Origin of the sequence: Streptomyces sp. NPDC057623 (assembly GCF_042800355.1) — a bacterium.
Classification (GTDB): domain Bacteria; phylum Actinomycetota; class Actinomycetes; order Streptomycetales; family Streptomycetaceae; genus Streptomyces.
On record NZ_JBHVGZ010000048.1, the window covers coordinates 40,732 to 56,629 of the forward strand.

Sequence of the window (15,898 nt, forward strand, 5' to 3'; positions counted from 1 at the left end):
AGGCCTGAACCCGGCGTACGACTCCAAGCCGCAACGCTTTCCGAGTCGTACGCCCTTTTTGTTCCTGTTTTCCGGAGAAAGTGCCCGTCCGGCACGCCAACACCCAGATCTCCCACTATTGTGCTGAGTTGTGCCTCGCCCATTGGGAGAACTCGAAGACGCGGTCATGACGCGGGTGTGGAAGTGGAACCGCCCGGTGACCGTTCGAGAAGTCCTGGAAGATCTCCAGCAGGAACGGTCCATCGCGTACACCACGGTGATGACCGTTTTGGACAATCTCCATCAGAAGGGTTGGGTACGCCGCGAAGCGGAAGGCCGGGCCTATCGATATGAGGCGGTCTCCACCCGAGCCGCCTACGCCGCGGCCCTGATGAACGACGCCTGGTCCCAGAGCGACAACCCCGCCGCCGCGCTCGTCGCCTTCTTCGGCATGATGAGCGACGAGCAGCGCCAGGCCCTCCGGGACGCCGTACGCATCGTCCAGGGCCCGGAAACGCCCGAACCCACGGAACCGCCCGATACGCGCCGCGTTACGAACACGGATACCAACAGCACCGATACCAACAGTACGGATACCAGCGGCGTCGATACCGACCGCGCCGATACCGGCACCGATACGTCCCCTCATACCAGCGTCGATACCGGCCCGGATACCCGCCCCGATACCGCCCGTGAGAACCCCGGCTCGGCGCAGCAGCCTGGCGGACGATAGCGTCCGCACATGTCAGCAGAGAGTCACTCGGCCGAGAGCCCCGCGGCGGAGAGCCCGGAAGTCACCGCTAAAGCCATCACCGTCCGGCGGGCCCGTACCGGCGATGTCCCGGCGGTGCGTCGTCTCCTTGACGAGTACGTCCGGCGCCGCATCCTGCTCGACAAAGCCACGGTGACGCTTTACGAGGACATCCAGGAGTTCTGGGTCGCGGAACGGGACGACAACGGCGAGCTCGTCGGCTGCGGTGCCCTGCACGTGATGTGGGAAGACCTGGCGGAAGTCCGCACTCTCGCCGTGAAGCCCGGCCTGAAGGGTGTCGGTGTCGGTCATCAGTTGCTGGAGAAGTTGCTGCACACCGCGCGCTGGCTCGGCGTTCGCAAAGTTTTCTGTCTGACCTTCGAAGTGGACTTCTTCGGCAAGCACGGCTTCGTCGAGATCGGTGAGACACCGGTGGACACCGATGTCTACGCGGAGCTGCTGCGTTCCTATGACGAGGGTGTGGCGGAGTTCCTCGGCCTCGAACGAGTGAAACCGAACACCTTGGGCAACAGCCGGATGCTTCTGCATCTGTGATCGCCGAGGATCGGCTTCCCGGAGGCGTATTCCGTCGGACAGTCCATGCCCAGGTGCCCTATGTCCGAAACGCGCACGTTTCCGGACCGCAGTCTGACAGTGGTCTCTCCCGAGGGTTTGTGTTTTTCCGGCAAAAGCGGTTTGCTTTCCGACGTACTGCTGTACTGCATATAACAGGGGGCGGGAAACGGCGGATGCCGCAGACCCCCGGCCCTCAAGTTATCGATGAAAGGAAATCCGGTGGCACAGAAGGTTCAGGTCCTTCTTGTCGACGACCTCGACGGTGGCGAGGCGGACGAGACCGTGACGTTCGCGCTGGACGGCAAGACGTACGAGATCGATCTCACGACTGGCAATGCGGACAAGCTCCGTGGCCTTCTCGAGCCTTACGTGAAGGGTGGCCGTCGTACCGGAGGTCGCGCTTCGGGTGGGCGTGGAAAGGCGCGCGCCGCTTCCGGTGGCAGCCAGGACACCGCGCAGATCCGCGCGTGGGCCAAGGAGAACGGTTACGAGGTCAACGACCGCGGCCGCGTCCCGGCGACCATTCGCGAGGCATACGAGAAGGCCAACGCCTGATCTACGGACAGGCAGCCGACGACTGGGCGCACACGCGCCGCAGCCACAGGCGGTGGCACTGCGTTGCCACCGTGTTCAGAACCCGCACGAGATCGGGGGCGCCCCCACCGCCCCCCAAAGCCGACAGTGTCGGCAGCGAGGCCTCGACCTCGCCATCGGGCTCGGGGGGCCGCAGCCACACGGCGGCCCCCTGCACTGAAGCGGAGCGGTCCAGGGGGAGCGGCCGCGTTCCGCAGGTGTCCTGCGGGCCAGGACGTCGTACGGCCCCCCTCGGCATCGGATCGACAGGGCGCCGTACGGCTGTGACCGACCCCGGCTCGGGTGGCAGGGGAGCCTCCATGAGGTCGCCTTCGCCGAGTGCCGTCAGGTCCAGGGGCAGTGCGCCCCACTCCAGCCAGTCCAGCACCCCCGGCACCTCCTCCGCGCTGCCCGCTGCCATGAGCAGCCGCATCCGGTCGCCCTGGACGGCCACCGGAGAGGCCGGCGTCAGATGGCGCAGAGCCGCGTGGCCCGCCCCGGCCGGGACGTCCAGGACGTCGAAGCGCGGACCGACGCGAAGGCGCAGCGGGGATCCGGGTGTCCCGGGCACCGTCGGCCAGCCCAGTTCGTTCTCGTACCACCGGCGGACCTGATCGCTCGGATCGAGCGGCCGACGGGGGAGGGGGATCGTGGCGGAGTCCGTGACGAACGCGGGGCGTGTGCCAGCCATGCCAAGGGAACCACTGAAAAGGCCTACTGGTTACGCTGGGTGCTCTCCTGAATGCGCAGAGTGCCGAAGGCGGGGGCGTGCGGGGGTGTGAGGTGGCGCAAGGTTGTTCGCCCGTAGCGGAGGGAACCGGGGGGCGCGGCATGGAGTGTCAGTCCCAGCGGGTAAGACATCCCTAGTGGGAGGGGGCGACACGCAGGACAGTGGGTCTCACGTTCGCCATCGGCGTAGTGATGGTGAGGGTAACCACCTGGCCTGCGGGAACATCGTCTCGCACCATCGGGTTGGAGCAGATGTCGGCGTTCGGGGTCAGGAGGCCATCGACGGTGTCGGCAGTTGGAATGAGCGGTCCCCGCTTGCGGGACTAAGCTGCGGAAGGACAGGGAGGGGAAGTTCCCCCCACTGCCTGACCGCTCTGAGGAGCGATTAACGATGTTCGAGAGGTTCACCGACCGCGCGCGGCGGGTTGTCGTCCTGGCTCAGGAAGAAGCCCGGATGCTCAACCACAACTACATCGGCACCGAGCACATCCTCCTGGGCCTGATCCACGAGGGTGAGGGTGTCGCCGCCAAGGCCCTTGAGAGCCTCGGGATTTCGCTCGAGGCGGTCCGCCAGCAGGTGGAGGAGATCATCGGGCAGGGGCAGCAGGCCCCGTCCGGGCACATCCCCTTCACCCCCCGTGCCAAGAAGGTCCTGGAGCTGTCGCTCCGCGAGGCCCTTCAGCTGGGCCACAACTACATCGGCACGGAGCACATCCTGCTCGGCCTGATCCGTGAGGGCGAGGGCGTCGCCGCCCAGGTCCTGGTCAAGCTGGGCGCTGATCTCAACCGGGTGCGGCAGCAGGTCATCCAGCTGCTCTCCGGCTACCAGGGCAAGGAGACCGCCACCGCCGGCGGGCCTGCCGAGGGCACCCCCTCGACGTCCCTGGTCCTCGACCAGTTCGGCCGGAACCTCACCCAGGCCGCTCGTGAGTCCAAGCTCGACCCGGTCATCGGGCGCGAGAAGGAGATCGAGCGGGTCATGCAGGTGCTGTCCCGCCGTACCAAGAACAACCCGGTCCTGATCGGTGAGCCCGGCGTCGGCAAGACCGCCGTCGTCGAGGGCCTCGCCCAGGCCATCGTCAAGGGCGAGGTGCCCGAGACCCTCAAGGACAAGCACCTCTACACCCTGGACCTCGGCGCGCTGGTCGCCGGCTCCCGCTACCGCGGTGACTTCGAGGAGCGCCTGAAGAAGGTGCTCAAGGAGATCCGCACCCGCGGCGACATCATCCTGTTCATCGACGAGCTCCACACGCTGGTCGGTGCGGGTGCCGCCGAGGGCGCCATCGACGCGGCCTCCATCCTGAAGCCGATGCTGGCCCGTGGTGAGCTGCAGACCATCGGTGCGACCACGCTGGACGAGTACCGCAAGCACCTGGAGAAGGACGCGGCCCTCGAGCGCCGCTTCCAGCCCATCCAGGTCGCCGAGCCGTCCCTGCCGCACACGATCGAGATCCTCAAGGGTCTGCGCGACCGGTACGAGGCCCACCACCGGGTCTCCATCACCGACGAGGCGCTGGTCCAGGCCGCCACTCTGGCCGACCGGTACATCTCGGACCGCTTCCTGCCGGACAAGGCGATCGACCTGATCGACGAGGCCGGTTCCCGGATGCGCATCCGCCGGATGACCGCGCCGCCGGACCTGCGTGAGTTCGACGAGAAGATCGCGGGCGTGCGCCGCGACAAGGAGTCCGCGATCGACTCGCAGGACTTCGAGAAGGCCGCCTCCCTCCGCGACAAGGAGAAGCAGCTCCTGGCCGCCAAGGCCAAGCGGGAGAAGGAGTGGAAGGCCGGCGACATGGACGTCGTCGCCGAGGTCGACGGCGAGCTGATCGCCGAGGTCCTCGCGACCGCCACCGGCATCCCGGTCTTCAAGCTGACCGAGGAGGAGTCCTCGCGTCTGCTGCGCATGGAGGACGAGCTCCACAAGCGGGTCATCGGCCAGGTCGACGCCGTCAAGGCGCTGTCGAAGGCGATCCGTCGTACGCGTGCCGGTCTGAAGGACCCGAAGCGTCCGGGTGGTTCGTTCATCTTCGCGGGCCCGTCCGGTGTCGGTAAGACGGAGCTGTCCAAGGCCCTCGCCGAGTTCCTCTTCGGTGACGAGGACGCGCTGATCTCCCTCGACATGTCGGAGTTCAGCGAGAAGCACACGGTCTCGCGTCTCTTCGGTTCGCCCCCCGGCTACGTGGGCTACGAAGAGGGCGGCCAGCTGACCGAGAAGGTCCGCCGCAAGCCGTTCTCCGTCGTCCTCTTCGACGAGGTCGAGAAGGCCCACCCGGACATCTTCAACTCGCTGCTGCAGATCCTGGAGGACGGTCGCCTGACCGACTCCCAGGGCCGGGTCGTGGACTTCAAGAACACGGTCATCATCATGACGACCAACCTCGGCACCCGGGACATCTCCAAGGGCTTCAACCTGGGCTTCGCGGCCTCGGGTGACACGAAGACCAACTACGAGCGCATGAAGAACAAGGTCTCGGACGAGCTCAAGCAGCACTTCCGTCCCGAGTTCCTCAACCGCGTCGACGACGTGGTGGTCTTCCCGCAGCTGACCCAGGACGACATCCTGCGGATCGTCGACCTGATGATCGGCAAGGTGGACGAGCGCCTGAAGGACCGGGACATGGGCATCGAGCTCTCCCAGTCCGCCAAGGAGCTACTGTCCAAGAAGGGTTACGACCCCGTGCTGGGCGCCCGGCCGCTGCGCCGGACCATCCAGCGCGAGATCGAGGACTCGCTGTCGGAGAAGATCCTCTTCGGCGAGCTGCGTCCCGGTCACATCGTGGTCGTGGACACCGAGGGCGAGGGCGACGCCAAGACCTTCACCTTCCGGGGTGAGGAGAAGTCGGCGCTGCCGGACGTCCCGCCGATCGAGCAGGCGGCCGGGCCGGGCGGCCCGAACCTGAGCAAGGACGCGTAAGCGTCAACCACTGAAGGGGCCGGTGCTTTCGAGCACCGGCCCCTTCGGCATGCCGTCGGACTACGACAACTGGCCGTCGTAGTCAGGCAGCTTGTACGTCTTCTCGGCGTGGCCGCCCGACAGGTCGGTGGCGCTGTTGCCGACGTTCGCGATGATCGTGTAGCCCTTGTTCTCGATGCCGACGCGCTGGGCCGTCTTGTACTCGGCGACATCCTTGAACAGGTCGCCGAAGCTGCGGACGTAGAGGCCGGAGACCTGGTAGCCGACGTGCTTGAGGTTGTAGTCGGTCACTGAGGCGATGATGCCCGGGCGGGCGGTCACGAAGAACAGGGAGACGCCGTGCTGCTGGGCGTACTCGGCGACCTCCAGGACCGGCTTGTTGGCCGGCTGCGGGTAGCTGAAGCCGAAGTCCGTCTCCAGGGTGGTGTTGTCGATGTCGAAGACGATCGCCTGCTTCTCACCCGGCTTGGTGTTGGCGATCCGCTGCTTCAGATAGGGCAGCGCCTGGTCCATCACCGCCTGGCAGTCCTTCTGCCAGGTGTCGTAGCTGACGTCCTCGGCGGCTGCCGTGGCGGTGGAGGTGCTCGTCGCGGTGGCCGTGGTCGCGGCATCGGCGGGGACCGCGAGGGCCACGAGGGCGGCCGCGGAGACGGTGCTGACCGCTATACGGCGTGCCCAGGGGCGGCGAAGCGTCATGTGGGGGGTCCTCTCACGTCACGTGCGCTGTGTTGTTGTCGCGTGCATGTTCGTGGGTGGGGATGGCGTGAGGGGAAAGATAGGGTTACTGGGTGGTAAGTGGCCAGAGACGTGCGTCACATGACGCCGTGCGGATTCGCCCGGGGCGCGGCAGGCCGCATCCATTCGGCCGCCGGTCCGGCGGAATCGCGGCGTAGCGCCCGTCACATTCCGAGGTCCCGCGATTGCGCTCAGCGGTGACATGCCGCACAGGCGATTTGTCCGTTACTAGTGGGAATAGTGGAAACGACCTGGTGGACAAAAGGGACGTTCTTCGCCGAAATCATGCGTAGGTTTCGGTATCCGTGCTGGTTCGTCCGGAATGGCCGCTCTGTCAAGATGCGGTGATTTTTATGGGGGAGTACTAGCGTCCGTCGTAGTTGGAGGGTTTTGGTCAGCGGCGGTACCGGGGTTACCAAGGGATGGCCATCCGGCGAATGCCTGAGCGTCGGGTGGATTTCCTTGTCGTCTTCCCCATGAGGTTTCGTATGTCCCCGCGCTTCTCCTTCCGTTCGTCCCGTACGTCCACGTTCCGCACCCGTGCCGCTGTGCTGGCCGCCGGCCTGGGGGCCTCGGTCGTGCTGGGCGCCGGAGGCGCGGTCGCCGCCGAGATGAGCTCCGCCCCCGGCACCTCCACCGCCGTGCAGGCGCAGAGCGCCGCCGTGAAGAAGGCCGCCGCCAAGAAGGCCGCCTCCTGGGTCAGCCCGGTGAAGAAGTACACGAAGTCCGCCAGCTTCGCGCAGGCCGGCGGCATGTGGCAGTCCACCCACAGCGGGCAGGACTTCGCCGTCCCGAGCGGCACCCAGGTCGTGGCCGCGCACGGCGGCACCGTCGTCAAGGCCGGCGGCAACGGCGCCGGTGACGGCCCCGCGTACGGCAATGCCATCGTCATCAAGCACGGCAACGGGACGTACTCCCAGTACGCCCACCTGTCGCGCATCGACGTGAAGGCCGGCCAGGTCGTCAAGACCGGTCAGGACATAGCCAGGTCCGGCAACACCGGCAACTCCAGCGGGCCGCACCTGCACTTCGAGATCCGCAAGACCGCCAACTACGGTTCCGCGGTCGACCCGGTGTCCTTCCTTCGTGCCAAGGGCCTGAAGATCTGAGACACCGAGCCGTTCAGGCGCCCTTGTGCGCCTGGGTGATCAAGTCGATGGCGACCTCGAGGATGGCCTTGCGCTTCTCCTCGGGGTCGCCTTCGACGTCCTTCATCACGAACATGCCGGCGTGCATCGTGAACAGGGCGCTGATGCAGCGGACCTGGTCGACCAGGTCGGCGTCCGGATCGATGACGATGTCGCGCATGCCGAGCATGCGGTTCTTGAACATCTCGCCGATGCTCAGTTCGCGGACCGTCGCCTGGTTCTCCTGCATGAAGCGGAACAGCGGTTCCGCGTCGATCAGGGCCTGGCTGTAGCGGCGTACGATCTCCTGCTTGGTCTCGAGTGAGTGCGGCTGCCGCCTGCCCCAGTCGATCAGGTCCTCGATCGGCTTCGTCAGGTCCTCGAAGAGGCTGACGATGATCTCTTCCTTGGTCTTGAAGTGGTAGTACAGGGCCGCCTTCGTGACCTCCAGGCGCTCGGCGATCTCGCGCAGTGAGGTCTTCTCGTAGCCCTGCTCGGCGAAGAGTTCGAGGGCCACGTCCTGGATGCGCTGGCGGGTGTTCCCGCGGCGCCGCTGCTTGGTGCCGTCCATGGTGCCGCCCATCCTCGTACTCCTCGGCTTTCCATAAAACTTACTTGACGCCCGGCTAGTTACGCGCCTACCTTCCCGAGTGTAGACAACTAGCCGGGCGGCAAGTAAGTGAAAGCAAGTGGCCGGGGAGTGGCCGGGGGAGTGGGAACCATGGCGGACGCGAAGACAGTCGGTTCAGGGGCGGCGGAGCCCGACGACAAGAAACAGCCGAAGAGCGTACGGGTCGTCCTGCTCGCGCTGATGATCACGATGATGCTCGCGATGCTCGACAACATGATCGTGGGCACCGCGATGCCGACGATCGTGGGTGAGCTGGGCGGGCTGGAGCATCTGTCCTGGGTCGTGACGTCCTACACCCTGGCGACCGCGGCCTCCACTCCGCTGTGGGGCAAGCTCGGTGACATGTACGGGCGCAAGGGCGTCTTCATGGCGTCCATCGTGCTGTTCCTGATCGGGTCCGCGCTGAGCGGTATGGCCCAGGACATGGGGCAGCTGATCGCGTTCCGGGCCGTGCAGGGACTGGGCGCCGGCGGTCTGATGGTCGGCGTCATGGCGATCATCGGTGATCTGATTCCGCCGCGGGAGCGCGGCAAGTACCAGGGCATGATGGCCGGCGTGATGGCGCTCGCGATGATCGCCGGGCCGCTGGTCGGTGGCACCATCACCGACCACTGGGGCTGGCGCTGGGCGTTCTACATCAACCTGCCGCTCGGGGTCGTGGCGCTCGCCGCGATCAGTGTCGTCCTGCATCTGCCGAAGAAGCGGGCACAGGCGCGGATCGACTATCTGGGCGCGGCCCTGCTGACGGTCGGCATCACCGCGATCGTGCTCGTGACCACGTGGGGCGGTACGGAGTACGCGTGGACCTCCGCGATGATCATGGAGCTCATCGGGATCGGGGTCACGGCGCTCGTAGGGTTCGTGTTCTGGCAGACCAAGGCGGCGGAGCCGGTGGTTCCGTTGCACATATTCCGCAGCCGGAACTTCACGCTGATGTCCGTGATCGGGTTCATCACCGGGTTCGTGATGTTCGGTGCGACGCTGTTCCTGCCGCTGTACCAGCAGTCGGTGCAGGGGGCTTCCGCCACGAACTCCGGGCTGCTGTTGCTGCCGATGCTCGGCGCGATGCTGGTCACCTCGATGGTCGCGGGGCGGGTGACCACGAACAGCGGGCGGTACAAGGTGTTCCCGGTGATCGGCAGCGTGCTGATGGTCGTCGGGCTGTATCTGCTGTCGCTGATGGACACCGACACGAGCCGGCTCACGTCCGGGCTGTACATGGCCGTGGTCGGGTTCGGCATGGGCTGTCTGATGCAGATCACCATGCTGGTCGCGCAGAACAGCGTCGAGATGAAGGACATGGGAGTCGCCTCCTCGTCCACCACGCTCTTCCGTACGCTCGGCTCCTCGTTCGGTGTCGCGATCATGGGCGCGCTGTTCAACAGCCGGGTCCAGGACGTCATGGCCGAGCGGGGCGGGCAGCTGGGGGCGAAGGTGACCGAGCAGTCGGCGCAGTTGGACGCGGCGAGCCTGGCGCAGCTGCCGACGGCTGTGCGGGAGGCGTACCAGCACGCGGTGTCGGCGGGGACGCACTCGGCGTTTCTGCTGGGGGCCGCGGTCGCCGTGGTGGCGTTGGTGGCGGCGGTGTTCGTCAAGGAGGTGCCGCTCAGGGGCGCGGGGCCGAAGGGGGACGCTGAAGCCGACGACGGTGCGTCGGCCCAGGTCGCCGTGGTGGAGGCCGTCTGAGCGGGCGGAGCTTGTCGGAGCCCTCGGGTGTCGCGCCCGGGGGCTTCGCGTTTTTTCTCGCCCCCGCCGCCCCTACCCGTCCCATCCCTTGAAGGGTCTCCGCCCCTTCGACCCCGCCGAGGGGCTGCCGCCCCCTGGACCCCCGCTGTCGGCCCGAAGGGCCTCGTCCTCAAACGCCGGACGGGCTGAGAATGCGTGGGGCGTGCCACCATCGGCTCCATGGACAAGGTGCGGCTGCTGCGGCTGGCCAAGGACGCCATGGATCGGGACTGGGCTGATCCCGGGCTCGATCTGGAGGGTGTCGCCGCGCACGCCGGGTATTCGCGCCATCACTTCGTACGGGCGTTCAAGGCGGCGTACGGGCAGACGCCGGGGCAGTATCTGACGCATCGGCGGATCGAGCGGGCCGAGGAGTATCTGCGGGGCGCCGATCTGAGCGTGACGGAGATCTGTCATCTGGTCGGCTTCAGCAGCCTCGGGACGTTCTCGGCGAAGTTCAAGGCGCGGACCGGGCTGACGCCGACCGAGTACCGGGAGAAGCACGTCGGGCGCGGGGCGGCGTTGATACCGGGGTGCTACGCGATGTTGTGGGCCGGGGGCTTCATGCGTCGGGAGGCGGCGGAGCAGGCGCAGGAGAGCAACTCTGGAGAAGCGCCGTGAAGGAGCCTGCGCCTACCGTGACGGCAGGGAACAGAGCCGGAACACGGGAGAACAGGTCATGATCAAGGGTCTCGGCATCACCACCGTATGGACGTTTGACCAGCAGCGCACCAAGGCGTTCTTCACCGAGAAGATCGGCTTCGAGGTGCGGAACGATCTTTCGATGGGCGATATGCGGTGGGTCACCGTGGGCGCGAAGGACCAGCCGGATGTCGAGCTCGCATTGATGAGCCTGGACGGGCCGGGGCTCGATCCCGAATCCTCCGAAGCGCTGAAGACGCTGGTCGGGAAGGGGGTCATCGGCGCCGGGGCGTTCCGGACGGACGACTGCCGGGGCGACTACGAGACCTTCAGGGCGCGCGGGGTGGAGTTCATCCAGGAGCCGCAGGAGCGGCCGTACGGCATCGAGGCGATCTTCCGCGACGACAACGGCAACTGGTACTCGCTGACCGAGCGCAGTGAGGAGCTGGACTTCTCCAAGTCGTTCGAGTGAGCCCGGCGCCGCTACGGCAGCATCGGGTAGCTCCCCGTGTTCGTCGGCGCGTGCTCAGGGAGCCAGAGGACGGCTACCGCGCCTTCCGCCGGGACGTGGTCCGCGGCGCCGGCCGGGCGGACGTTGCGGAAGGTCAGACGGGCGCCCAGGACCCGGGCCTGACCTGCCGCGATCGTCAGGCCGAGGCCGTGGCCGCGGCCCGACCGGTCGCTGCTGCCCGTGCGGAACCGGCTGGGCCCGTCCGCGAGCAGGCCCTCGGGGAAGCCGGGGCCGTGGTCGCGGACCCGGATGACCCGGCCCTCGACCGTGACCTCGATCGGCGGCCTGCCGTGCCGCGCGGCGTTCGTCAGCAGGTTGAACAGCACCCGCTCCAGGCGCCGCGGGTCGGTGGTGACCTCCGACTCGTGGACGACCCGCACCTCGATGGCGGGATCCTTCACCGCGACCCGCCGGCTGACGAACTCGCCCAGCATGATGCCCTGCAACTCGGCCCGCTCCGAGGCGCTGTCCAGGCGGGCCACCTCCAGGACGTCCTCGACGAGCGTGCGCATGGCCTTGGCCCGGTCCAGGACCAGTTCGGTGGGCCGGCCGGGGGGAAGGAGTTCCGCCGCCGTCAGCAGACCCGTCACGGGCGTGCGCAGTTCGTGCGCGATGTCCGCCGTCACCCGCCGCTCCGCCTCCAGCCGCTGTTGCAGCGCGTCCGCCATGGCGTCCACCGCGCTCGCCAGATCGTCGGTCTCGTCCCGTACGACACCCCCGATGGCGTCCCGCACCCGGACGTCCGGCTCCCCGCTCGCGACCTGGTGCGCCGCGGCCGCCGCCTTGCGCAGCCGGCGTGAGAGCTGCCCGCCGACGAGGACACCGAGCGCGCTGCCGCCGAGGACCACCGCGATGGAGCCGATGAGCAGGGCCTGGTCGAGGTCGTCGAGGATGTCCTCGCTGCGGTCGGTGAACCCGGTGTGCAGGGACATGACCCGCCCGTTGTTGAGCGGCACGGCCGCCCAGATGTCGGGCGTGCCGCTCGCCGTGTCGGTCACATAGGTGGCCCGGCGGCCCTCCTCGACCTTCTCCCGCAGCGCCGCCGGCAGCTCCGGGTCGTCGATCGTGGCGTTCGGGAAGTTCAGCCGCTTGGACTGCTCGTAGTTGCGCTGGGCGATCTGGATCCGCTCGTCGGCGAGGTCGCGCGCGTTGTCCAGCATCGAGACCCGGGCCGCGTTGTGCACCACCAGGCTCAGCACGATCGCCACCAGCGCGCCGACCAGCGCGATCGCCGCGCTCAGCTTCCAGCGCAGGCCCGTGCGGATGGCCATGCGACTGCTCACGCGGCTGCCCGCGCGCCGGAGCACGCGCATGCCGGTGCGCCCCCGCCTGCCCGGGCCCCCGCCCGTACGGTCACCCATGCCACCGCCCGTACCCGGTCCCCCACGGACACCTGATCCCCGGCCCACGGCCGCGACGTCGGTCGCGTCCGCGAGGCCCGCCGCGCGTGCCACCCCGGACGGAGCCGGGCGTCTGAACATCCCCCGCATGCCCGCCCCGCTCAGGCCTTCAACTTGTAGCCGAAGCCGCGGACCGTCTCGATGCGGTCCTGGCCGATCTTCTGCCGCAGCCGCTGCACATGGACGTCGACGACGCGGGTGTCCCCGCCCCAGCCGTAGTCCCACACCCGCTCCAGCAGTTTGTCCCGCGACAGCACCGTGCCCGGCGCCGAGGAGAACTCCAGCAGCAGCCGCATCTCGGTCGGCGTGAGCGCGACCGGCTGCCCGGCCTTGCGCACCTCCATGCCCTCGGTGTCGACCTCCAGGTCCCCGAAGGCCAGCACCCCGCCGGTGGCGGCCGAACCGGCGTCGTCCACGCCGCGCTCGCCGCCGCTCGCGTGCCCGAACCGGCGCAGCACCGCACGGATCCGCGCGACCAGCACGGCACCGTCGAACGGCTTGGTCACATAGTCGTCCGCGCCCGCCTCCAGGCCCAGCACCACGTCGATCGAGTCCGCGCGCGCCGACAGCATGATCACCGGCACCGTCGACTCGTCGCGGATACGGCGGCACAGGCTGACGCCGTCCATGCCCGGGACCATGACGTCGAGCAACGCGATGTCCGGCTGGTTCGTCCGGAACGCCTCCAGGCCCGAGACCCCGTCGGGCATGGCGGTGACCGCGAAGCCGTCCCGCTCCAGGGCGAGCTGGGTGGCCTCGCGGATGACGTCGTCGTCCTCGACGAACAGGACATGGGTCTGGTCTGCCATCCCGGTGCTCTCAGTCCTCGTGTTCTGCTGGGGGTGCGTCTTTGTCAGGGGTGTGTCGGAGGTGTCCACTTGAGGGACGCGTGGATCGGGCGATGCGTTCACTGCCGCCGCGGCCGGCTCTCAGCCGTCGGGCGCCGCCGACTCGTCACCGCCGCCGAGGTTGCCGTAGTCGGTGCGCGTGTCGAACCGCTGGACGAAGCCGCCGGAGACCCACTGGTACGAGAGCACGTTCTCGCGGGACGGGTTCGACAGCGCATCATCCTTGGCATAGACCTGCTTTGTCACCACCAGGTAGCCGCGGTCGATCTCCGCGTAGACCGGAGGCTCCTCGGTCTTGAACACATTGTGGTACGCGCCGCCCTGCTCCCGGTACACGTACGAGGCGATGCCGACCGCGTCGCCGCAGGACAGGACGTTGACCACGATGTCGTCCGCCGGTCCGCCGGTCAGATCGCCGTACGACACGTCGACGGGGTACTCGTCCGCCACACACGGCTTCAGATCGCGCTTGACCTCCGTCGAGACCACGGGGTCCGCCTTGACCAGGCGGACGGCCTCCGTCCGGTCCGGGACCGCCGAGGCCGGGGCCGAGGCGGCGGGCGTGGGAGCGAAGGACGACGAGACGTCCGCGCCGCTCACCGAGTCGGCGTGGGCGGGGCCCTCGTCGCGGGCGCCGGTGCCGCCGGTGGCGCACGCGGAGGCGAAAAGGGCGAGGGCGACGACCACGGCCACCGCCGTGAACGCCGCCTGAAAAATGCCCCGGACCTGCGCGGGTCCGGGTTGGGCGGGGCCCATGTCCGCGGACCCGGAGTCCTCGTCCGTGTCCCTGTCGCCCCTGTCCGTGTGCCCGGTGCCGCCCGTCGTCGTGCCTAGGCCGCGCAACGCTCCCGCTCCTCACGCTCCAGCGCGCGTGCGTCCAGATCGCGGCTCTCCAGCTCCTCGCGGAGCCGGGCGAGCGCCCGGTGCAGCGTGCTCTTGACCGTTCCGGCCGACATGCCGAGGGCGGCGGCCGTCTCCTCCGTGGACATCTGCTCCCAGTGTCGCAGCACCACGACGCTGCGCTGCTTCGGCGCCAGAACCTTCATGATGTCCATCAGCAGGGCGCGGTCCGCGTGCTGCTCGGTGGAGTCGTCGACGCAGGCGTCCGGGAGCTGCTCGGTCGGCACTTCCTCCAGCTTGCGCGCCCGCCACCACTCGGTCCGCGTGTTGATCATCACGCGGCGCAGGTAGGCGTCGGCGAGTCGCTTGTCCGCTATGCCGTCCCAGCGGTGGTACGTCCGCACCAGCGCCGTCTGCAGCAGATCCTGGGCGTCCACCGGGTCCGGGACCAGTCGGCGGGCACTGCGCAGCAGCGCGTCCTGCCGGGTGCGAACGTACTCCTCGAACTCGAGCACCTCTCCCTGCGCCATGTTGACCGCCTCCCGATTCCCCGTTCCCGATCGGCTTGTTCGCCGTCGGTGTGACTGCCTGTGGTTCGTAGTCGTCCCCGTCTGCCGGGTACGGAAATGAAGCTACGGAGGCGTTGTCACGGGGCTGTCCGAAGCAGCCTTCGGCTAGCGCTCGGCTGTCCGTCGGTTGTGTAACGGAAGAAGGAAACGGACTAAACGACAGAGGAGTTGAGGTGGCTATGGGATGATTTGTCCGTGTTGTAACTCTGTGGCGGCTGTGCCTCGTGTGTTGCGGAGGCCCTGCCGCTGTGATGTGTCTGAGCGTCAGCTCGCGCGCTCAGCTCAGCGGCAGCCGGTACATCCCGCCCGGCAGCGGCTCCACCAGCCCGTCCGCGACCAGGCCGTCCAGGGCGCGGGCGCGCTGCACCGGCTCGTGCCACACCCGGTCCAGGGCCGCCTGCGGGACGGGCACATGGGCGTCGCGGAGGACGGCGAGCAGCTTGCCGCGCACCTGACGGTCGGTTCCGGCGTACGTCTGGCCCCGGCGCGGCGGGCCCTCGTGCTCCGGCTTGCCCGCCAGCTGCCAGGCGCACCGCGCGGTGATCGGGCAGCGGTGGCACGCCTCGTTCTTCGCGGTGCACACCAGCGCGCCGAGCTCCATGGAGGCCGCGGCCCAGCGGGCTGCGGTGCCCTCGTCGTCGGGGAGCAGGGCACGGGCGAGCTTGCGTTCGGCGGCGGTGGTGGCGTTCGGCGGGTACTGCACGCCGGTGACGGCACGGGCGAGGACCCGGCGGACGTTGGTGTCCAGGACGGGGTGGCGCTGACCGTAGGCGAAGGAGGCGACCGCCGCGGCCGTGTACTCGCCGATGCCGGGCAGCGCCAGAAGCTGGGCGTGGTCCGTCGGTACGTCCCCGCCGTGCCGTTCCGCTATGGCGACGGCGGCGCCGTGCAGCCGCAGCGCGCGGCGCGGATAGCCGAGCCGGCCCCAGGCGCGGACGGCCTCGCCGGGGGCTTCCCCGGCCAGGTCGGCGGGGCGCGGCCAGCGGGCGAGCCACTGCTCGTAGACGGGCAGGACGCGGTTCACGGGCGTCTGCTGGAGCATGAACTCACTGACCATCACGCCCCAGGGGCCCGCCTCGGGGCGCCGCCAGGGGAGGTCGCGGGCGTTTTCGTCGAACCAGTCGATCACGGGGCTGTGCAGGTCCCCTCCGAGAGGGGAGCCGGAGAGGCCGTCGGCGGGACTGTTCGGTGAGGGCTTCGTGGGCGCAGTCATGGCTTTCCGATCCTGCCATGTCGGTGGCGGCCGGGTGGGTAGGCGGCGGGGGCGGGGCGTTTTGTGGCCGCGGGTGTGGCGGGTCGCGGCCCCGAGCCGCCGACGGCCGGACACCGGTGCGGGCAGTCGCCG

At 68.5% G+C, this 15,898-nt stretch carries 16 protein-coding genes; 8 read left to right on the forward strand and 8 right to left on the reverse strand.

The annotated features are described in order from the left end of the window. The first annotated feature begins 142 nt into the window (after positions 1-142). The 3 genes from ACFU95_RS34940 to ACFU95_RS34950 all read left to right on the forward strand — a co-directional run bounded on the left by ACFU95_RS34940 (position 143) and on the right by ACFU95_RS34950 (position 1,861). Positions 143-712 carry a BlaI/MecI/CopY family transcriptional regulator gene (locus ACFU95_RS34940; protein WP_383836319.1) on the forward strand — a complete coding sequence of 190 codons (570 nt, stop codon included), beginning with the start codon at positions 143-145 and terminating at the stop codon, positions 710-712. A 9-nt stretch (positions 713-721) separates the two neighbouring features. Further along, complete coding sequence (locus ACFU95_RS34945; protein WP_048586914.1) at positions 722-1,285, forward strand: amino-acid N-acetyltransferase; 564 nt, start codon at positions 722-724, stop codon at positions 1,283-1,285. A gap of 240 nt (positions 1,286-1,525) precedes the next feature. Continuing rightward, complete coding sequence (locus ACFU95_RS34950) at positions 1,526-1,861, forward strand: Lsr2 family protein (RefSeq protein ID WP_030052757.1); 336 nt, start codon at positions 1,526-1,528, stop codon at positions 1,859-1,861. A 1-nt stretch (position 1,862) separates the two neighbouring features. Here ACFU95_RS34950 and ACFU95_RS34955 read toward each other — a convergent pair whose 3' ends face one another. After that, positions 1,863-2,570, reverse strand: a complete 708-nt coding sequence (locus tag ACFU95_RS34955) for an SCO3374 family protein (RefSeq protein ID WP_383836322.1) — start codon at positions 2,568-2,570, stop codon at positions 1,863-1,865. Between the two features lie 429 nt (positions 2,571-2,999). Between ACFU95_RS34955 and ACFU95_RS34960 the strand changes: the two genes are divergently transcribed. After that, entirely contained in the window at positions 3,000-5,525 is a 2,526-nt protein-coding gene (locus ACFU95_RS34960; protein WP_383836325.1) for an ATP-dependent Clp protease ATP-binding subunit, read from the forward strand. Between the two features lie 60 nt (positions 5,526-5,585). Here ACFU95_RS34960 and ACFU95_RS34965 read toward each other — a convergent pair whose 3' ends face one another. Further along, positions 5,586-6,221: an HAD family acid phosphatase gene (locus ACFU95_RS34965; protein ID WP_383836328.1), complete on the reverse strand. Its 636-nt coding sequence runs from the start codon at positions 6,219-6,221 to the stop codon at positions 5,586-5,588. A gap of 527 nt (positions 6,222-6,748) precedes the next feature. Between ACFU95_RS34965 and ACFU95_RS34970 the strand changes: the two genes are divergently transcribed. Then, positions 6,749-7,369, forward strand: coding sequence for a M23 family metallopeptidase (locus ACFU95_RS34970; protein WP_383836416.1), 621 nt, complete (start codon positions 6,749-6,751; stop codon positions 7,367-7,369). 13 nt (positions 7,370-7,382) lie between these two features. Here ACFU95_RS34970 and ACFU95_RS34975 read toward each other — a convergent pair whose 3' ends face one another. Then, entirely contained in the window at positions 7,383-7,970 is a 588-nt protein-coding gene (locus ACFU95_RS34975) for a TetR/AcrR family transcriptional regulator (RefSeq protein WP_383836331.1), read from the reverse strand. A 138-nt stretch (positions 7,971-8,108) separates the two neighbouring features. Between ACFU95_RS34975 and ACFU95_RS34980 the strand changes: the two genes are divergently transcribed. The 3 genes from ACFU95_RS34980 (at position 8,109) to ACFU95_RS34990 (ending at position 10,857) form a co-directional block, all read left to right on the forward strand. Continuing rightward, complete coding sequence (locus ACFU95_RS34980; protein WP_383836334.1) at positions 8,109-9,704, forward strand: MDR family MFS transporter; 1,596 nt, start codon at positions 8,109-8,111, stop codon at positions 9,702-9,704. Positions 9,705-9,923: 219 nt separating this feature from the next. Then, on the forward strand, positions 9,924-10,364 hold the full coding sequence (locus tag ACFU95_RS34985; protein ID WP_383836337.1) for a helix-turn-helix transcriptional regulator: 441 nt from the start codon (positions 9,924-9,926) through the stop codon (positions 10,362-10,364). A 58-nt stretch (positions 10,365-10,422) separates the two neighbouring features. Further along, complete coding sequence (locus tag ACFU95_RS34990; RefSeq protein WP_383836340.1) at positions 10,423-10,857, forward strand: VOC family protein; 435 nt, start codon at positions 10,423-10,425, stop codon at positions 10,855-10,857. Positions 10,858-10,868: 11 nt separating this feature from the next. On the opposite strand, the gene cseC is transcribed toward ACFU95_RS34990, so the two are convergent. The 5 genes from cseC to ACFU95_RS35015 all read right to left on the reverse strand — a co-directional run bounded on the left by cseC (position 10,869) and on the right by ACFU95_RS35015 (position 15,766). Then, positions 10,869-12,167, reverse strand: a complete 1,299-nt coding sequence (gene cseC, locus ACFU95_RS34995) for a two-component system sensor histidine kinase CseC (RefSeq protein WP_383836343.1) — start codon at positions 12,165-12,167, stop codon at positions 10,869-10,871. A gap of 230 nt (positions 12,168-12,397) precedes the next feature. Further along, on the reverse strand, positions 12,398-13,105 hold the full coding sequence (gene cseB, locus ACFU95_RS35000) for a two-component system response regulator CseB (RefSeq protein ID WP_383836346.1): 708 nt from the start codon (positions 13,103-13,105) through the stop codon (positions 12,398-12,400). A gap of 120 nt (positions 13,106-13,225) precedes the next feature. Continuing rightward, on the reverse strand, positions 13,226-13,900 hold the full coding sequence (locus tag ACFU95_RS35005; protein WP_383836418.1) for a hypothetical protein: 675 nt from the start codon (positions 13,898-13,900) through the stop codon (positions 13,226-13,228). 74 nt (positions 13,901-13,974) lie between these two features. Continuing rightward, positions 13,975-14,514 carry a SigE family RNA polymerase sigma factor gene (locus ACFU95_RS35010; RefSeq protein WP_217211926.1) on the reverse strand — a complete coding sequence of 180 codons (540 nt, stop codon included), beginning with the start codon at positions 14,512-14,514 and terminating at the stop codon, positions 13,975-13,977. A gap of 316 nt (positions 14,515-14,830) precedes the next feature. Beyond that, entirely contained in the window at positions 14,831-15,766 is a 936-nt protein-coding gene (locus ACFU95_RS35015) for an A/G-specific adenine glycosylase (RefSeq protein ID WP_383836349.1), read from the reverse strand. Positions 15,767-15,898 lie beyond the last annotated feature (132 nt).